This window comes from Microbacterium sp. LWH12-1.2 (genome assembly GCF_040675825.1).
Lineage (GTDB): Bacteria > Actinomycetota > Actinomycetes > Actinomycetales > Microbacteriaceae > Microbacterium.
Window position 1 is genome coordinate 1911677 of the sequence record NZ_JBEGIJ010000001.1, and the last position, 16168, is coordinate 1927844.

At 67.2% G+C, this 16168-nt stretch carries 16 protein-coding genes and 1 tRNA gene; 4 read left to right on the top strand and 13 right to left on the bottom strand.

Annotated elements, in window-relative coordinates:
• Nucleotide 1 precedes the first annotated feature (1 nt).
• Nucleotides 2-895 (bottom strand): rhodanese-related sulfurtransferase, encoded by an 894-nt coding sequence (locus tag MRBLWH12_RS09250; protein WP_363548394.1) that lies wholly within the window; start codon nucleotides 893-895, stop codon nucleotides 2-4.
• 9 nt (nucleotides 896-904) lie between these two features.
• The gene (locus tag MRBLWH12_RS09255) at nucleotides 905-1633 is read right to left on the bottom strand and encodes a DeoR/GlpR family DNA-binding transcription regulator (protein ID WP_363548396.1); all 729 of its coding nucleotides are present in this window, start codon (nucleotides 1631-1633) and stop codon (nucleotides 905-907) included.
• Nucleotides 1634-1689: 56 nt separating this feature from the next.
• Here MRBLWH12_RS09255 and MRBLWH12_RS09260 point away from each other — a divergent pair, with 56 nt between their 5' ends.
• The 3 genes from MRBLWH12_RS09260 to MRBLWH12_RS09270 all read left to right on the top strand — a co-directional run bounded on the left by MRBLWH12_RS09260 (nucleotide 1690) and on the right by MRBLWH12_RS09270 (nucleotide 2731).
• Nucleotides 1690-2046, top strand: coding sequence for a DUF4406 domain-containing protein (locus MRBLWH12_RS09260; RefSeq protein ID WP_363548398.1), 357 nt, complete (start codon nucleotides 1690-1692; stop codon nucleotides 2044-2046).
• A gap of 51 nt (nucleotides 2047-2097) precedes the next feature.
• A tRNA-Ser gene (locus MRBLWH12_RS09265) sits at nucleotides 2098-2185 on the top strand.
• Nucleotides 2186-2269: 84 nt separating this feature from the next.
• The gene (locus MRBLWH12_RS09270; protein ID WP_363548400.1) at nucleotides 2270-2731 is read left to right on the top strand and encodes a DUF1772 domain-containing protein; all 462 of its coding nucleotides are present in this window, start codon (nucleotides 2270-2272) and stop codon (nucleotides 2729-2731) included.
• A gap of 14 nt (nucleotides 2732-2745) precedes the next feature.
• On the opposite strand, the gene MRBLWH12_RS09275 is transcribed toward MRBLWH12_RS09270, so the two are convergent.
• The 8 genes from MRBLWH12_RS09275 to MRBLWH12_RS09310 all read right to left on the bottom strand — a co-directional run bounded on the left by MRBLWH12_RS09275 (nucleotide 2746) and on the right by MRBLWH12_RS09310 (nucleotide 11776).
• Nucleotides 2746-3348, bottom strand: coding sequence for a GNAT family N-acetyltransferase (locus MRBLWH12_RS09275; RefSeq protein WP_363548402.1), 603 nt, complete (start codon nucleotides 3346-3348; stop codon nucleotides 2746-2748).
• 9 nt (nucleotides 3349-3357) lie between these two features.
• Nucleotides 3358-4005 (bottom strand): phosphatase PAP2 family protein, encoded by a 648-nt coding sequence (locus MRBLWH12_RS09280; protein WP_363548404.1) that lies wholly within the window; start codon nucleotides 4003-4005, stop codon nucleotides 3358-3360.
• Between the two features lie 31 nt (nucleotides 4006-4036).
• Nucleotides 4037-5389, bottom strand: coding sequence for a multidrug effflux MFS transporter (locus MRBLWH12_RS09285; RefSeq protein WP_407357861.1), 1353 nt, complete (start codon nucleotides 5387-5389; stop codon nucleotides 4037-4039).
• Nucleotides 5390-5576: 187 nt separating this feature from the next.
• Nucleotides 5577-6731, bottom strand: coding sequence for a cystathionine gamma-synthase (locus tag MRBLWH12_RS09290; protein WP_363548406.1), 1155 nt, complete (start codon nucleotides 6729-6731; stop codon nucleotides 5577-5579).
• Between the two features lie 66 nt (nucleotides 6732-6797).
• Nucleotides 6798-8174 carry a cystathionine beta-synthase gene (locus MRBLWH12_RS09295; RefSeq protein ID WP_363548408.1) on the bottom strand — a complete coding sequence of 459 codons (1377 nt, stop codon included), beginning with the start codon at nucleotides 8172-8174 and terminating at the stop codon, nucleotides 6798-6800.
• An 83-nt stretch (nucleotides 8175-8257) separates the two neighbouring features.
• Nucleotides 8258-9220: a carbohydrate ABC transporter permease gene (locus MRBLWH12_RS09300; protein ID WP_363548409.1), complete on the bottom strand. Its 963-nt coding sequence runs from the start codon at nucleotides 9218-9220 to the stop codon at nucleotides 8258-8260.
• On the bottom strand, nucleotides 9217-10350 hold the full coding sequence (locus MRBLWH12_RS09305) for a carbohydrate ABC transporter permease (protein WP_363548411.1): 1134 nt from the start codon (nucleotides 10348-10350) through the stop codon (nucleotides 9217-9219). Before MRBLWH12_RS09305 ends, MRBLWH12_RS09300 begins: the two co-directional genes overlap by 4 nt.
• A gap of 112 nt (nucleotides 10351-10462) precedes the next feature.
• Complete coding sequence (locus MRBLWH12_RS09310; protein WP_341973835.1) at nucleotides 10463-11776, bottom strand: ABC transporter substrate-binding protein; 1314 nt, start codon at nucleotides 11774-11776, stop codon at nucleotides 10463-10465.
• Nucleotides 11777-12040: 264 nt separating this feature from the next.
• Between MRBLWH12_RS09310 and MRBLWH12_RS09315 the strand changes: the two genes are divergently transcribed.
• A complete protein-coding gene (locus MRBLWH12_RS09315; protein ID WP_363548413.1) occupies nucleotides 12041-13057 on the top strand; it encodes a LacI family DNA-binding transcriptional regulator in 1017 nt (338 codons plus the stop codon).
• 102 nt (nucleotides 13058-13159) lie between these two features.
• Here the strand turns inward: MRBLWH12_RS09315 and rplL are convergent, their stop codons facing one another.
• The 3 genes from rplL to MRBLWH12_RS09330 form a co-directional block, all read right to left on the bottom strand.
• A complete protein-coding gene (rplL, locus tag MRBLWH12_RS09320) occupies nucleotides 13160-13537 on the bottom strand; it encodes a 50S ribosomal protein L7/L12 (protein ID WP_341973833.1) in 378 nt (125 codons plus the stop codon).
• A 47-nt stretch (nucleotides 13538-13584) separates the two neighbouring features.
• Nucleotides 13585-14073: a 50S ribosomal protein L10 gene (rplJ, locus tag MRBLWH12_RS09325; protein ID WP_102191731.1), complete on the bottom strand. Its 489-nt coding sequence runs from the start codon at nucleotides 14071-14073 to the stop codon at nucleotides 13585-13587.
• A gap of 277 nt (nucleotides 14074-14350) precedes the next feature.
• Nucleotides 14351-16144, bottom strand: a complete 1794-nt coding sequence (locus MRBLWH12_RS09330) for a glycoside hydrolase family 15 protein (RefSeq protein ID WP_363548415.1) — start codon at nucleotides 16142-16144, stop codon at nucleotides 14351-14353.
• Nucleotides 16145-16168: the final 24 nt, after the last annotated feature.

Here is a 16168-nt window from a genome sequence, read left to right on the forward strand (position 1 = left end):
CTCACGCCGCGGCGTGCTCGTGGCAGGGCACCGCTGCGCACGTCTCGCACACGACGAACTGCACGCGGCACGAGAGATCAGGGCAGTTCGCCGTGCGTTTGGTGGGCGTCGAGCAGCCGACGCACTCCCCGATGACCGCGGCGTGGTCCGAGAAATCGACGGAACCGCGCTTGTCGAACACGTAGAGCGAGCCCTCCCACAGCCCGTCGTCTCCGAATCGCTCCCCGTAGCGGACGATGCCGCCCTCAAGCTGGTAGATCTCGCCGAAGCCGCGGGACGCCATCAAGCTGGACAGCACCTCGCAGCGGATGCCGCCGGTGCAGTACGTGACGACCGGCTTGCCCTTGAGATCGTCGTACGCCCCGGAATCGAGCAGGCTGACGAAGTCGCGGGTCGTGTCGGTGTCCGGGACGATCGCGTTCTTGAAGCGCCCGATCTGCGCCTCGAGCGCGTTGCGGCCGTCGAAGAACACGACGTCGTCGCCGCGCTCCGCCACGAGGTCGTGGAGTGAGTCGGGGGTCAGCCGCGTTCCGCCGCCGACGACGCCGTGTGCGTCCACCAGCAGCTCACCGGGCGCCCCGAAGGAGACGATCTCGTCGCGGACCTTCACGCTGAGCTTCGGGAAGTCGAGGCTGAGACCGGCCGCGTCGAGTCCCGTGCCCTCGCTCCATTTGATGTCGGCGTCCTTGAACGGCGCATAGGCACGGAACGACCGCACCCACTTCTTCAACGCGAGCAGGTCACCGCCGAGGGTGCCGTTGACGCCGTCCTTCGAGATGATGAGGCGACCGCGCAGCCCGAGCGCCTCGCCGAGATCGCGCTGCCAGAGACGGATCGCCTCGGGGTCGGCGAGCGGCGTGAAGGCATAGAAAAGCACGATCTTCGGGGTGGCCACCCTGAGATTTTACGCGGGGATCAACTGCGCGATGAGCGGATCGTCATCCTCCGGGTCGACGATGATCCCGGCGATCTCGCCGAAACCGAGAACCGGGAACCGCGATGCCGCACCGATCTTCTCCTCGCTGGCCAGGACGAACACCTCTGTGCTCCGTGCGGCGAGAGCTCGCTTCGTCGCTGCATCGTCGATGCTGCCGGTCGTCAATCCGTGCAGGGGGTCGATCCCGGACACCCCCATGAAGAAGATGTCGGCGCCGAGGCGCGCAATCGCCTCGAGCGCGAGGGCTCCGCCCGACGCCATCGAGTGGCGGGTGAGCTCCCCACCGACCAGGATGATCCTGGCGTCCGAATACTCCGCCACTGCGAGTGCCACGGCGGGACTCGGCGTGATCACCGTCAGCGCCGCGTCGTTCGGGAGCATCCGCGCCATGGCGAGGGTCGTCGTGCCGGCGTCGAGGATGATCGTGGAAGCGGGGCGGATATGGGCGACCGCCGCCCTCGCCACCCGCTCCTTGCTCTCCGTCGCGATGTCCTGGCGCTGCGCCACTGGGCGCTCCGCAATCGGGACGGCACCGCCGTAGACGCGGACGCACGCCCCGATCGCCGCGAGTTCGCGAAGGTCGCGACGGATGGAGTCTTCCGAGACGCCGAGCTCGTGCGCCGCATCCTTCGCGACGACCCGACCGTCGCGAGCGAGCAGACCGAGCAGATGTTCCTTGCGCTGCACACTCAGCATTCCGACTCCTTCACGTTTATTTACGTTTCTGCACGGTTAACGTTACAGTCTTCGCTATGACGAAACCACTCCTCATCCTCATCGCCGGGCCCTACCGCTCCGGCACCGATGGCGATCCCGAAGCGATCGCCCGCAACCTCGAGCGCCTCGAGGCCGCCGCAGCCCCCCTCCACCGGCTCGGACATGTCCCGATGATCGGCGAATGGGTCGCCCTCCCGGTGCTCCGCGGGCTGGACTCCGCCGAAGCCGCGGACAGCGATGTCATGTACGACGTGGCCGCGCGCCTGCTGCAGCACTGCGACGCGGTGCTGCGCCTCCCCGGCGATTCGACGGGCGCCGACAACGACGTCGCCATCGCCCGCGAGCGCGGCCTGCCCGTCTACTTCTCGATCGACGAGGTTCCGGCCGGATAGCACCTGTCACGCGGCACCCGGCCGATCGGATAGGATGGACAGGTTGTTCCTGGTGACGTGTCCGAGCGGCCGAAGGAGCACGCTTGGAAAGCGTGTGTTGTGCAAGCAACCGCGGGTTCGAATCCCGCCGTCACCGCCAATGACTGAACCCCCGGTAAGCGAGAGCTTCCGGGGGTTTTCTCATGCATGGCCGCATCCCGGTGCTCCCCCTATGCTGATTCCCGTGATCAGCATCGCCCTCGTCCTGACGTTCGTCTCGCTCGCGCTCGCCGCATCGCTCGCCGGCCTCTTCTTCGCGTTCTCCATGTCGGTGATCGGCGGCTTGAACGAGTTGGGGGCGGATGCCGCATCCGCAGCGATGCGCAGCATCAACCGCCGCATCCTGAACCCCTGGCTGTTCCTGACGTTCCTCGGCACCCCTCTGAGCGCACTCGCGGCCGGGATCATGACGACCATCGCGGGCAGGGACGGCTTCTGGCTCTACCTCGCTGCCGGTGTCAGCTTCGTCGGCTCGTTCCTCGTCACCGCGGCGGTCAACGTCCCCATGAACAACGCGCTCGAGGCGGGCACGCTCTCGTGGTCCGACTACGCGCCGCGCTGGACAGCGTGGAACACGTTCCGGACCCTCGCTTCGCTGGCGGTGGTCGCCCTCCTGGGAGTGGCGCTATTCCTCTGGCGGGGCTGAGCCCTCCGAATGACTCAGCCGCCGAAACGCACGCCGTAACTCTGCGCGCCCGGGCCCTCGGGCAGACGCTCCATCCCGAGGCGCTCGTAGAACGCGGCAGCGCCGGTGTTGTTCGGATCCATGCCGAGGTGCAGGCCCGTCACTCCCCGACGTCGCAGCTCGGCGAAGAGTGTTTCGACGAGCAGGCGCCCCAGTCCCTGACCCTGGGTCTCGGGAAGCAGGTCGATATGCAGATGCGCCGGGTAGTCCCCGGCATGCACGTCGTCGCCCGGAGCACGACTGTAGGCGGACTCGACCATCCGGTCCTCGCGGGTGATGACCTCCCCGGGGCGCGGATACCGCTGCGCCCGCTGCGGCCACCACTCATCGCGGAACCATCGCGCGAAAGCATCCGTGTCGTCCGTCGCGACGATGTAGCCGATCGCGCGCCCGTCTTCGGCCTCGACGACCCAGGCGAGATCAGGGTGACGCTCGACGTAGGGAACAGCGTAGACGTCGCCCCACAGCTCATCGTTCGAGAGGATGCCCGTCGCATCCGCGCCGGCGTCCGCCGTCCGCACGCAGATGTCGTACATCGCGGCGCGATCTGCGGGTCGATACGGACGGATGCGAGACAAGAGGACTCCTCAGGAAGAGCGGGCGGCCTTCCAGCCTATCGGCGGATCGGACTGCGGCCTCCGGCCCTGCACCCAGTCGCCGAGCAGGGCGGCGAGCATCAGCACGACCCCGGCCCCGGCCAGCGCCCCGCCGAGCGTGTCCGTCGCCCAGTGCACGGAGAGCAGGGTGCGCGAGTACGCCATCCCGAGGACCCAGAGTGCGCCGAGGACGATCGTCCAGACCCGAGGGAAGATCACGCAGATCACGACAGCGATGGTCGCCGCGTTCGCGACGTGCCCCGAAGGGAATGAACCGTAATCGGAGGCCACGAGCATGTCATCGGGTCGGGCCCGCCCGAACAACTGCTTGAGCCCCTGCACCGCCCCAGCACTGAGCAGGAAGGCGAGAGCCGCGAAAACCGCCGATCGCCAGCGACGCGTCAGCAGAAGCACCGCGATCACCAGCAGCGGCACCAGCAGGATCGCGATCCAACCGCCGCCGATCCGGTTCGTCAGGTGGGCGAAACCCAGCAGCCAGGGCGCTCTCTGATCGGCGACCACGGAGTTCCACCAGCGATCGATCGCCGGAGTATCCGCGAAACCCAGTACGACGATCGCCCCCAGCACCGTCGCCGCTACGAGACAACCGACCCCCCACCACAGCATTCGCCTGTTCATCGTCCCATTCTGGCCGACGTCACCTGGAAGGTCAGGGCGTGAGCATCCCCACCGTGCGCGGACGCACGATCAGCCACAGCGCGAGGATCGCGATCACTGCGCACCCGACCATCACCGAGGCCATGGTGGTCGCGGTGATGCCGGCATCGTGCGAGATCCAGCCGACGACCGGTGAGATGAGTCCGGCGACGCCGAAGTTCGCCGCGCCCAGGATCGAGGCAGCCGTGCCTGCCGCCTTGCCGTGTCGGTCCAGCGCCAGCACCTGGACGTTCGGGAACGTGAAACCGCATGCCGTCATGAACACGAACAGCGGCACGACCGTGCCCCAGAGCCCCAGGCCGATCTGATCGGTCACGATGATCGCGGATCCGGCGAGGAGGAGCACGACGGTGGACACCGCCAGCACCCACTGCGGTCCGAAGCGGGTCGCAAGCCGGGAGGCGATCTGAACGCCGATGACCAGGCCGAGCGAATTCGCGGCGAACAGGAGCCCGTACTGCTGCGGATCGAGCTGGTGCGTCTGCTGGAAGAGGAAGGGGGATGCCGAAAGGTAGGAGAACAGACCCGAGAACGTCATCCCGCCGATGATCAGCACGCCAATGAAGACCCGGTCGGACAGCACCGAACGGTAACGCTGCAGCACCGTCGCGCCGCCGCGCTCCTGCCGGCGCGCTGCCGGGAGGGTCTCTGGGATGAAGATGATCGCGGAGAGCAGCATCACGATGCCGTAGACGGCGAGAACGACGAAGATCCCGCGCCACGGCATCAGCGTGAGCAGCCACGATCCGATGAGCGGAGCGACCACCGGGGCGACCCCCGAGACGAGCGCGAGCCGCGAGAGCATCACGACGAGCCGGCGTCCGCCGAACAGGTCTCGCACGATCGCCATCGCCACCACACCACCCGCCGCGGCTCCGATGCCCATCAGTACTCGCGTCGCGCTCAGCAGGCCGAGATCCGGGGCGAACGCCGCCGCGAGGCTGGCGAGCACGTGCAGCGCCGTGACCGCGATCAACGGGACACGGCGACCGACCTTGTCGCTGAGCGGGCCGACGACGAGCTGACCGATCGCGAAACCGATCATCGTGCCGGTGAGGGTCAGTTGGATCGCACCTGCCGTGGTGTTGAAGTCCTCTTCCAGCACCGGGAACGCGGGCAGATACAGGTCGATCGTGAAAGGGCCGAGCGCGGTGAGGGCGCCGAGCAGGATGATGTAGAGGACCCGGCGCGCCGTCGGGATCGAATCCCCCGGGTGCAGCATGACCGGCGCCGTGGCCGGGTTCGACCCGAGGGTGCGGATCGCGCCGGTCGGCGTCGAGGTGCGGATGCTGCCGGTCGCGGTGCGTTCGGTCGGCGTGGGATCAGTGTGCGGAGCGTCGGGCACGACGGTCCTTCCGGAGTTCAGGAGGCGGGATATCGTTCGAATCGATTCGATTGGCGAAGCATCCATGCTACCGCCCGCGACCACCGGGCGATGCGCGCCGGGGCGCACTCCTGGATGGTTTCAGACGGTTCCCGGGCTGCGGGAGCGTCCCAAAGCATCCCCGGCGAGGAGACGCCGGGCGTACCGGTCAGCGGGAGAGCCGAGCAAGCCCCTGCTCGAGGTCGGCGATGAGGTCGCCGACATCTTCGATTCCGACGGACAGCCGCACGACGTTCTCCGGAACGGCGAGCGGGGTGCCGCGGACCGAGGCGTGCGTCATCTCCGACGGGTAGCCGATCAGCGACTCCACACCACCGAGCGATTCCGCGAGCTGGAACAGCTCGGTCGACTCCGCGAACGCGCGCGCCGCGTCGGACCCGCCGGCGAGGCCGAGCGACAGCATTCCCCCGAAGCCGCTCATCTGGCGAGCCGCGATGTCATGACCGGGGTGCGACGCGAGCCCGGGGAAGAACACGGTCTCGAACTCCGGACGCGATTGCGCCCACTCGGCGATGGCCTGTGCGTTCTCCGAGTGCTGTCGCATCCGCAGGGCGAGCGTCTTGATGCCGCGCGTCGTCAGCCAGGCGTCGAGCGGAGCAGAGACGGCGCCCACGGCGAACTGCTGGAACTTCACCTGCTCGAAGAAGCGGTCATCACCGAAGACGACGGCGCCGCCGAGTACGTCGGAGTGCCCTCCGAGGTACTTCGTGGTCGAGTGCACGACGAGGTCGGCGCCGAGAGCGAGGGGCTGCTGCAACGCCGGCGAGGCGAAGGTGTTGTCGACCACGACGATCGCTCCCGCGGTGTGCGCGATCTCGGCGATGCGACCGATGTCGATGATCTTGAGAAGCGGATTGCTCGGCGTCTCCAGCCAGACGATCTTCGTCTCGGGCCGGATCGCCGCACGAATGACGTCGACGTCGGAGAGCTCGACCGTCGTCGTCTCGATCCCCCAGGGCGCGAGCACCTTCGTGAGCAGACGGTAGGTGCCGCCGTAGGCGTCGTTGCCGAGCAGCACGTGATCGCCGGGCTTCAACACACCGCGCAACAGGGCGTCCTCGGCGGCGAGACCCGAGGCGAACGAAAGCGCCGCGGAGCCGCCCTCGAGCGCGGCGAGCTGCGTCTCGAGCGATGAGCGCGTGGGGTTCGCGGCCCTGTTGTATTCGTATCCGCCGCGGAGGCCGCCGATGCCGTCCTGCACGAAAGTGGAGGTCTGATAGATCGGGGGGATGATCGCACCCGTCGTCGGGTCGAACTCCTGCCCTGCGTGGATGGCTCGGGTGGCGAAAGCGTGGTCGGACATGCCTATCAGCCTACGTCCGGCCCCGCCCCGCGGGCCGATCCTGTTACGGCCCGGGACGGCGCGCGGTCAGCGGGAGAGATACGCGAGGAGGTCCTGCCGGGTGAGGACGGTGTGCGGCTTGCCGTCTTCGGTCACCAGCAGTGCGTCGACGTCGGCGAGCGCGGTCCGCGCCTGGGCGACGGGAGCATGGATGCCGATCAGCGGCAGCCGCTCCCCCACGTGCTCGCCCACCGCGTCGGCGGGCGAAGCCTCGCCGCGGAAGAGCAGGTCCAGCAGCCCTTTCTCGTCGACGGTGCCGACGACCTCGCCCATCATCACCGGCGGCTCGGCGCTGAGGACGACGAGCTGGGACACATCGAACTCGGTCATCATGCCGATCGCCTCCAGCACGGTGTCGCTCGGGTGTGCGTGGACCAGATCGGGGATGCCGTGTCCCTTCCGCGAGGGGCGCGCGGCGAGCACATGAGCGACCGTCTCGCCCTCCTCGACCTCACTGAAACCGTAGGAACGCATCCAGCCGTCGTTGAAGATCTTGCCGAGATAACCGCGTCCGCCGTCCGGCAGGAGCACCACGACGACGGCATCGGCCGGCAATTCCCGGGCCACGCGCAGTGCGCCGATCACGGCCATCCCGCTGGAGCCGCCGACGAGGATGCCCTCTTCCCGCGCCAGCCTGCGGGTCATCGCGAAAGCCTCGGCATCGCCCACCGCGACGATCTCGTGCGGCACGCTCGGATCGTAGGTGCCCGGCCAGATGTCTTCACCGACACCCTCGACGAGATACGGGCGGCCGGTGCCACCGCTGTAGACGCTGCCCTCCGGGTCGACGCCGACGATGCGCACGCGCTCATCGGAGACCTCGCGCAGGTACCGACCGGTGCCGGTGATCGTGCCGCCGGTCCCGACGCCCGCGACGAAATGCGTGACCTCGCCGTCGGTGTCGCGCCAGATCTCGGGGCCCGTGGTCTCGTAATGGCTGCGCGGCCCGTTCGGGTTCTCGTACTGGTTCGGCTTGAACGCCCCAGGGATCTCTCGGGCGAGGCGATCGCTCACGCTGTAGTACGACTCCGGGCTGTCCGCGGGGACCGATGTGGGGGTCACCACGACCTCGGCGCCGTACGCCCGCAGCACATCGATCTTGTCCTCGCCGACCTTGTCCGGCAGGACGAAGACGCATTTGTACCCGCGCTGCTGCGCGACCAATGCCAGCCCGACGCCGGTGTTGCCGCTGGTCGGCTCGACGATGGTTCCGCCCGGTTTCAATTCACCGGATGCCTCCGCGGCGTCGATGATCCGCGTCGCGATGCGGTCCTTCGCCGAGCCTCCGGGATTGAGGTACTCGAGCTTGACGAGCACGGTGCACGCGATGCCGTCGGTGACGTGCTGCAGCTTCACGAGGGGCGTGTCGCCGACCAGGTCGACGATGGACTCGGCGTACTTCATGATTTCAGCGTACGGGGGTGGATGCCGCGGCAGCAGGTATGTTTCGCCGCGGCATCCGCCCGTTCCACCGATTCAGGAATCGGTCAGCCCTTGGTCGACCCTGCCAGGAGTCCGCGCACGAAGTACCGCTGCAGCGAGAAGAACACGATCAGCGGAACGATGATCGACACGAAGGCGCCGGCCGTGAGCAGGAACCAGTCGTTGCCGCGCGTTCCGACCATCTCCGCCAGGAGTTTCGTGATCGGTGCGGCCGCGCCGTCCGCGAACACGAGGGCGACCAGCAGGTCGTTCCACACCCAGAGGAACTGGAAGATCGCGACCGACGCGATGGCCGGCATCGTCAGCGGCAGCACGATGCGGAAGAAGATCTGCCCACGTGATGCGCCATCGACGCGCGCGGCCTCGATGATCTCACCGGGGATCTCGGACATGAAGTTGTGCAGCAGGTAGATCGCCAGCGGCAGGGCGAACATCGAGTGCGCGAACCAGACCTGCGCGAACCCTCCTGATGCGCCGAGCGGCTGCGTGACCTGAAGGCCGAATAGATTGATCCCTCGCGAGAACGAGCTCAGCAGCGGCACCAGAGCCATCTGGATCGGCACGATCTGCAGCGCGAACACGAAGATGAACAGCGCGTTGCGCCCCTTGAAGTCGATCCACGCGAACGCGTACGCGGCCATCGCGGCGACCATCAACGGCACCACGGTCGCCGGGATCGTGATCGCGATCGAGTTGATGAACGACTCCACCATCGTGAGCTGCGTCGTACCCGACTGCAGCACCTCGGCATAGTTCTCGAAGGTGACCTGGGGGTTCGCGAAGAACTCCCACCAGCCGCTGCTGCGGATCTGATCCCGCGGGCGGAACGACGAGATGAACAGGCCGAGCGTCGGGATCGTCCACAGCACGGCGATCACGATCGAGCCGAACGACGCCCAGGGTCGAGAGAGCACCTTGCGGGCACGGCCTGCCGAGGCATCCAGCCGTCCGCCGGTGGTGATGGCGCGGGTAGTGGACGCTTCTTGAGTCTTCACGGTGTCGGTCATCGGATCTCCCGCTGCTTCTGGATCTGGCGCGCGTTGTAGATGACGATCGGCAGCACCAGGATGAACAGGATCACCGCGAGCGCGGCGCTGCGTCCTCCCTCGAACTTCGTGAACTGCGTGTACATCTCGTTGGCGAGCACCGACGTGTCGTAGTTTCCGCCGGTCATCGTGCGCACGATGTCGAAGACCTTCAGCGAGGCGATCGAGATCGTCGTCAAGACGACGATCAGCGCGGGGCGGATCGCCGGAATCGTGACCGATTTGAACCGCTGCCAGGCGTTCGCGCCATCGAGTTCGGCCGCTTCCAGCAGCTCGGCCGGCACACCCTTGATCGATGCGGACAGCACGACCATCGCGAAGCCGGTCTGCACCCAGATCAGCACGACGATCAGGAACAGCGTGTTCAGCGGCGGGTTCAGCAGCCACTGCTGCGGCTCTCCCCCGAACCAGACGACGAGCTGATTCAGCAGGCCGATCTGGTCGAACTCCTTGCCGCGGTACTCGTACATGAAGCGCCAGATGATGCCGGCACCGACGAACGAGATCGCCATCGGCATGAACACCAGCACCTTGTAGATCTTCTCGCCGCGGGTCTTGTCGATGAAGACGGCGTAGGCGAGGCCGACGATCGTGGAGACGGTCGGTGTGAGCAGTACCCAGACGACGGTGTTGAGCACCACGCGGATGCCGTCGGGCTGTGTGAAGATCCACGCGTAGTTGGCGAGGCCGACGAAGTCCTTGCCTGAGGAGTTCATGAACGAGGTGACCATCGTCTGCAGCGAAGGCAGGATCAGTCCGACGAGCAGCAGCAGCATCGCCGGGGCCATGAACGCCACGAGCTGGATGAGATACCCGGTGCCCTCGCGGGAGCGGAAGTCCAACAGGAAGAAGAGCGCCCCGACGGCGACGGCGACTCCCATCGCCCAGTACCACGCGTTGAACGTCACCATCACGGCCAGCGGGATGAGCAAGCACATCGCCAGGCGGATGCCGGTGTAGAGCGCGCCCTTGCGAGGCGCGATGTCGACGAGAAGCAGGATGACGGCCACCACCACCGCGAATGCGATGACGACGATCACAGCCTGCAGGATCGGATGCATCGTGCCGATCCACTGGAAGAACGCGGTCACGTCGGTCCTTTCACCTTGTGCAGAGCGAAGCCGCCCCGAGCCTCAGCGCTCGGGCCGGCTGTCCGGATTCGAGAGAGCGGGCCGCCCGGATGGACGGCCCGCTCCGTTCCGATCAGCTCGCCGGCCAGCCGGACTCGATCTGCGTGAGAACCTCATCGGTCGGAGTTCCGTTGACCCAGGCGACCATGCCCTTCCAGAACGTGCCGGTGCCGACAGCACCGGGCATCAGGTCGGAGGCATCGAAGCGGAACGTCGTCTCCGGGTCCTGCAGGATCTTGATGGTCTCCTGGAGGATGGGGTCCTTCGCGTTCTCCGGGTCGAGCCCGTTGTTCGCGGAGGTGACGCCGCCGAGGCTCACGCGGCTGTTCGCCCACTCGGGGCTCGACAGGTACGCGAGCACCTTCTGCGTCGCCTCACTGTCGCTGAACGCGCCGACGATCTCGCCGGCACCGGTCACCGCGTTCTCGCCAGCCTTCTCGCCCGGAAGCATGAAGGCCCAGACATCGCCGTCCTCGGCGATGTTGGTGCCTTCCGGGTAGAAGCCGGAGAGGAACGACGCCTGGTGGGTGAGCGCGCAGGTCCCTGCAGCGAGCGCGGGAGCCACGTCGCCGAAGGCCGTCGAGTTGATCGACCGGACGTCACCGAAGCCGGCGTTGACGTTCGCCGGGTTCAGCAGCACCTCGCCGACGGAGTCGAACGCCTGCTTGATCTGCGGGTCGCTGAACGGGACCTCGCCGGTGACCCACTCGTCGTACACCTCGGGACCAGCCTGACGCAGCACGTAGTCCTCGACCCAGTCGGTGCCGGGCCAGCCCGTCGCCGTTCCGGATTCGAAGCCGGCGCACCAGGCGGGAGTTCCCGACGCTGCCTGGATCGCGGTGGTCAGCGCCCCCAGCTCATCGAGGGTCTTGGGGACTTCGACGCCCCATTCGGCGAACTTCGTCGGCGAGTACCAGATCCAGCCCTTGACGTTGGCCATCAGCGGCGCGCCGTAGAACGTGTCGTCGACCGTGCCGTAGTTCACCCAGTCCTCGGTCCAGTACTCGTTCGCGTTCTTCTTGACCTCTTCCGGCGCGGGCTTCAAGAAGTCGCGCTCGGCGAAGTCGGCGAACAGGCCGGGCTGCGGGAAGATCGCGATGTCCGGCGGGTTGCCACCCTGCGCGCGCGTGCCGAGCTGGGTCTCGAAGTCCTGGCTGCCCTCGTACTTGATCACGATGTCGTTCTCCTTGGCCCAATCGGCCCAGGACTCCTGCAGCAGTTCCGCCTCGGCATCGACGATCGTGCCGTAGATGGTGACCGTGTTGCCGCCACCGCCCTCGCCACCACCGTCGGGGGCACCGGGCGCTCCACATCCGGCGAGCGCGATGCCCGTGGCACCGAGCAGGGCGAGCGGCGCGAGTCGCCGGTGACGCTGTGACAGACCCATGTGAATTCTCCTCTTCGAGTACCCGGCCCCTCGCGGATGGCGATGCTGTGTGTCTCGCCGATAGGGAACCGATTCCAGGCCAACCTACTTCCCCGCGAGGACGCCGCACAATAGGCAACGATCACAAGCGCACAACCATTCGACGTATTCAGGGACGACTGGCCGCCGGTCATTGTGGAACCGGTTCCTCTCCGCGTACCCTGAGGAACCGACGGGCGCGCAGAGTTGCCCTGCCGTCGCGTACGCCGAGGTCGAGGAGGACCGATGAGCACGATCGCGGACGTCGCGGCACGTGCCGGCGTCTCCAAGGCGACCGCCAGCCGCGCCCTGACCGGACGGGGCTATGTGTCCGACGCGACTCGTTCCCGCGTCACAGAGGCCGCGCGGGAGCTCTCCTACGTCGCGCACTCCTCGGCGACGAGCCTGGCCACCGGACGCACCCAGACCATCGGCGTGGTCCTGCCGTCGATCGAGCGGTGGTTCTTCGCCGAACTGCTGGCCGGTATCCAGGAATCACTCCTGGAGCTGGACTACGACCTCGCGCTGTACAGCTTCAAGGAGGGCGCGGGCCAGCGCGCGCGTCTCTTCGAGAGCGTGCTGCCGCGCAAACGGTTCGACGGGCTCATCGTTGCGGGGATCCAGCCCGGCCCTCACGAACTCGAACGCGTGCAGCGCGCGGATCATCCACTGGTGACGGTCGGCCCGCCTGCCGACCGGGCGAGTTCGGTGTCGATCGACGACTCCGCAGCTGCGCGCATCGCGACAGAGCATCTGATCGAGCTCGGCCACACCAGGATCGCCCTTGTCGGCACCTCAGCGGATGCCGCATCCCGCAGTTTCGTCGATTCCCGACGCGTAGACGGCTATCGGGACGCGATGTCCTCCGCCGGTCTCGGGTCGCACCTGCGGGTCGCCGACGGCGTGGAGGTCGGCGCCGGCACCATGCCGGACGGATACGCGGCCGCCGCCGAGCTCCTCGGCGATCGGCGCGATCGGCCGACCGCGATCGTCGGCGTCTGCGACGAGGCTGCGATCGGCGCGATCATCGCCTCGCGCCGGCTCGGAATCTCGGTGCCGGCAGAACTGAGCGTCGTCGGCATCGACGATCATCAGCACGCCGAGATGTTCGCGCTGACCACGATCCGGCAGCGGCCGCGCGAGCAGGGCGCTCAGGCCGTCCGTCTTCTGCAGCAGCGGATCGAGGACCCCGCCATTCCGGTCGAGCACGTGGTAGCGGCATCTGCTCTCGTGGTGCGCAACTCCACCGCTCCGGCGCGCTGACCAGGGCCCGGGACGCACGAAAGCCCCGGGGCGAACCCCGGGGCTTTGCAAGCGTTCAGACGCATTCAGGACGGGACGCTCTGCGCCTCGCCCCGAACAGGATTACTTGAGGGTAACCGTTGCGCCTGCCTCTTCGAGGGCAGCCTTGGCCTTCTCGGCAGCTTCCTTGGTCGCGCCTTCGAGGACGGCCTTCGGTGCACCGTCGACGACAGCCTTGGCCTCGCCGAGGCCGAGCGAGGTGAGCTCGCGGACCGTCTTGATGACCTGGATCTTCTTGTCGCCAGCAGCCTCGAGGACGACGTCGAAGGAGTCCTTCTCCTCGACCTCTTCAGCAGCAGCGCCGCCAGCGCCGGCAACGGCGACGGGGGCAGCAGCGGTGACCTCGAACTTCTCCTCGAACGCCTTCACGAAGTCGTTGAGCTCGACAAGGGTCAGGCCAGCGAACTGCTCGAGCAGCTCCTCGGTGGTGAGCTTCGCCATGATGTATCTCCTAATAGATGGGGTTTGTGAAAAAGATCGCCGGTCGCTTACGCGGCCTGTGCGGTCTCCAGCTTTTCGCGAAGCGCGTCGATGGTGGCCGCAGCCTTGCCCATCGTCGCCTTCATCATGCCCGCAGCCTTCGCCAGCAGAACCTCACGGCTCTCGAGCGCGGCGTACTTGTTGACCTCGTCGGCGGTGAGGGCGTTGCCCTCGAAGATGCCGGACTTGATCACGAGAAGCGGGTTCGCCTTGGCGAAGTCACGCAGAGCCTTGGCGGTGGCGACGAAGTCACCGTGCACGAATGCGACGGCGGACGGACCCTTGAGGTCGTCATCCAGCGCACTGATCCCCGCGTTGTTCGCGGCGATCTTGGTCAGCGTGTTCTTCACCACGGCGTACTCGGCGTCCTGACGGATGCTGTTGCGCAGCTGCTTGAGCTGGGCAACCGTCAGACCGCGGTACTCGGTCAGCAGGACGGCGTTCGAGTTCTCGAATGACTTCGTGAGCTCGGCGACCGATGCATCCTTCTGCGCCATGGTCACTCCTTGGTGTCTACGAGGCGCCTCACGGTGGTGAGGCACCAACCTCGACCGCTTGTGGAACAGGATCTGCACACAAAAAAGCTCCGGCGCAAGCGCACGGAGCTTTGAGAAGTTCGTGACACCTGCGCGGGCCCCTGCATTGCAGAGCTTCAATCCTCATGCACTTTCGCACACGACGATGACCAGCGGTCTTCGGTTGGGATAACTGTACCCCACGGCATCCGCCGTCCCCAAATCGAGGGAGCGGCACGTCCTGCCGCGACGTCGGCGCTCAGCGACGGTCGGCTGCGCGACCGATGTGCCCGGCGAGAGCATCCGCGGCCCGGATGAGGGTGAGGTGCGAAAGCGCCTGCGGTGAGTTCCCGGCGTGGCGGCCCGCCGCCACGTCATACTCCTCGGAGAGCAATCCGACGTCGTTGGTCAGCGCCAGCAGTCTCGACATCAGCTCCCTGGCGTCCTCGGTGCGCCCGCTGCCTGCGTACTGTTCCACCAGCCAGAAGCTGCAGGCGAGGAACGGATGCTCATCACCGGGGAGGCCGTCGATCCCGGTTTCCGTGCGGTAGCGCAGCAGGAAGCCGTCACGGATGAGCGTCTTCTCCATCTGCGCGACCGTTCGGAGCATTCGCGGATCGTCCGCGGCGCAGTATCCGACCTGGGGCAGCACGAGCAGCGAGGCATCCACCTCGTGGGAACCATAGTGCTGGACGAAGCAGCCGAGCTCGGGATCGACGCCGCGCTCGTCGATCTCACGTCGCAGAGCGTCACGGACTTCTTCCCAGTGCGCGGCGTCGCCAGGAAGTCCGTGCTCTCGAACGGCCCGCACACCCCGGTCGAGCGCGGCCCACATCATGACCCGCGAATGCGTGAACCATTGCGGTTCGCCGCGGATCTCCCAGATGCCGTTGTCCGGCCGATCGAGCTCGTCGACGACGTTCCCGATGAGCGCGCGCTGCAGCGGCCAGGAGAAGTCCCCCTCCTCCAGACCCGCCATCCGCGCCGCCTCCAGGGCCACCAGCACCTCGCCGATCACGTCGCCCTGATACTGGTCGACAGCGCCGTTGCCGATGCGCACCGGCCCCGCGTTCTGATAGCCGGGCAGGCTCGTCAGCTCCCGCTCGGCGAGATCGCGCTCACCGGCGATGCCGTACATGATCTGCACCTCGCCGGGCTCGCCCGCGATCGCGCGCAGCAGCCAGCGTCGCCAGTGATGCGCCTCGGCGAGAAAACCGTGGGAGATCAGCACCTCGAGCGTGAGCGCGGTGTCGCGCAGCCACACGAAGCGGTAGTCCCAGTTGCGCGATCCGCCGAACTCCTCCGGCAGCGATGTGGTGGCCGCCGCGACGATGCCACCGGTGTCCTTGTTGGTCAGTGCCCGCAGCACGAGCAGCGAACGCACCACCTCCTCGCGGTGCGGACCATCGTGCTCGATGCCGCTGGCCCACCCCTGCCACCAGGAGCGCGTACGCGCGATGGCGTCCTCCACGTCGAGCGGATGCGGCGGACGCTCGTGGGAGCGGAACCAGCTCAGCACGAGATCATGAGTGTCGCCCGGCTGAACCGTCACCGTCGCCCGATGCACGTGATCCTCGGCGACGAACGCCTCGCCCCGAACGATCACCGCCTCCGGCCCCGCGGTCGCATGCAGCGCCGGCACCTCGGGCGTCCCCACCTGACGCACCCACGGCAGCGTCCGTGCGTAGTCGAAGTGCAGCCGCAGTTCCGTATCGAACTCGACGCTGCCGGAGACGCCGACCACTCGTCGCACGACGTCTGTGCGGGTCTGATGGAGGGGCATGAACTCGTGCACCTCGGCGATCCCGCCCGCGGTCTCCCACCGCGTGACGAGGATGAAGGTGTCGGGGATGTAGCGCCGCTGCGACGTCGCATCCGGATCGCTCGGCCGCAGGCTCCAGCGTCCGTGAGTCTCATCACCCAGCAGCGCGCCGAAGAGCGACGGCGAGTCGAAGCGCGGCAGGCACAGCCAGTCGATGTCGCCCTCTCGCGACACGAGCGCCCCTGTCCGGCAGTCGCTCAACAGTGCATAGTCCTCGATGGGGGAAGGCATCGCACCGATTGTGGCACGCTCGCC

Bases quoted from the DNA above. Each gene is read 5' to 3' on its own strand.
- MRBLWH12_RS09255 (WP_363548396.1), bottom strand. From the start codon at position 1,633: ATGCTGAGTGTGCAGCGCAAGGAACATCTGCTCGGTCTGCTCGCTCGC.
- MRBLWH12_RS09260 (WP_363548398.1), top strand. From the start codon at position 1,690: ATGACGAAACCACTCCTCATCCTCATCGCCGGGCCCTACCGCTCCGGC.
- MRBLWH12_RS09280 (WP_363548404.1), bottom strand. From the start codon at position 4,005: ATGAACAGGCGAATGCTGTGGTGGGGGGTCGGTTGTCTCGTAGCGGCG.
- MRBLWH12_RS09290 (WP_363548406.1), bottom strand. From the start codon at position 6,731: ATGTCCGACCACGCTTTCGCCACCCGAGCCATCCACGCAGGGCAGGAG.
- MRBLWH12_RS09295 (WP_363548408.1), bottom strand. From the start codon at position 8,174: ATGAAGTACGCCGAGTCCATCGTCGACCTGGTCGGCGACACGCCCCTC.
- MRBLWH12_RS09300 (WP_363548409.1), bottom strand. From the start codon at position 9,220: ATGACCGACACCGTGAAGACTCAAGAAGCGTCCACTACCCGCGCCATC.
- MRBLWH12_RS09310 (WP_341973835.1), bottom strand. From the start codon at position 11,776: ATGGGTCTGTCACAGCGTCACCGGCGACTCGCGCCGCTCGCCCTGCTC.
- MRBLWH12_RS09315 (WP_363548413.1), top strand. From the start codon at position 12,041: ATGAGCACGATCGCGGACGTCGCGGCACGTGCCGGCGTCTCCAAGGCG.
- rplL (WP_341973833.1), bottom strand. From the start codon at position 13,537: ATGGCGAAGCTCACCACCGAGGAGCTGCTCGAGCAGTTCGCTGGCCTG.
- rplJ (WP_102191731.1), bottom strand. From the start codon at position 14,073: ATGGCGCAGAAGGATGCATCGGTCGCCGAGCTCACGAAGTCATTCGAG.
- MRBLWH12_RS09330 (WP_363548415.1), bottom strand. From the start codon at position 16,144: ATGCCTTCCCCCATCGAGGACTATGCACTGTTGAGCGACTGCCGGACA.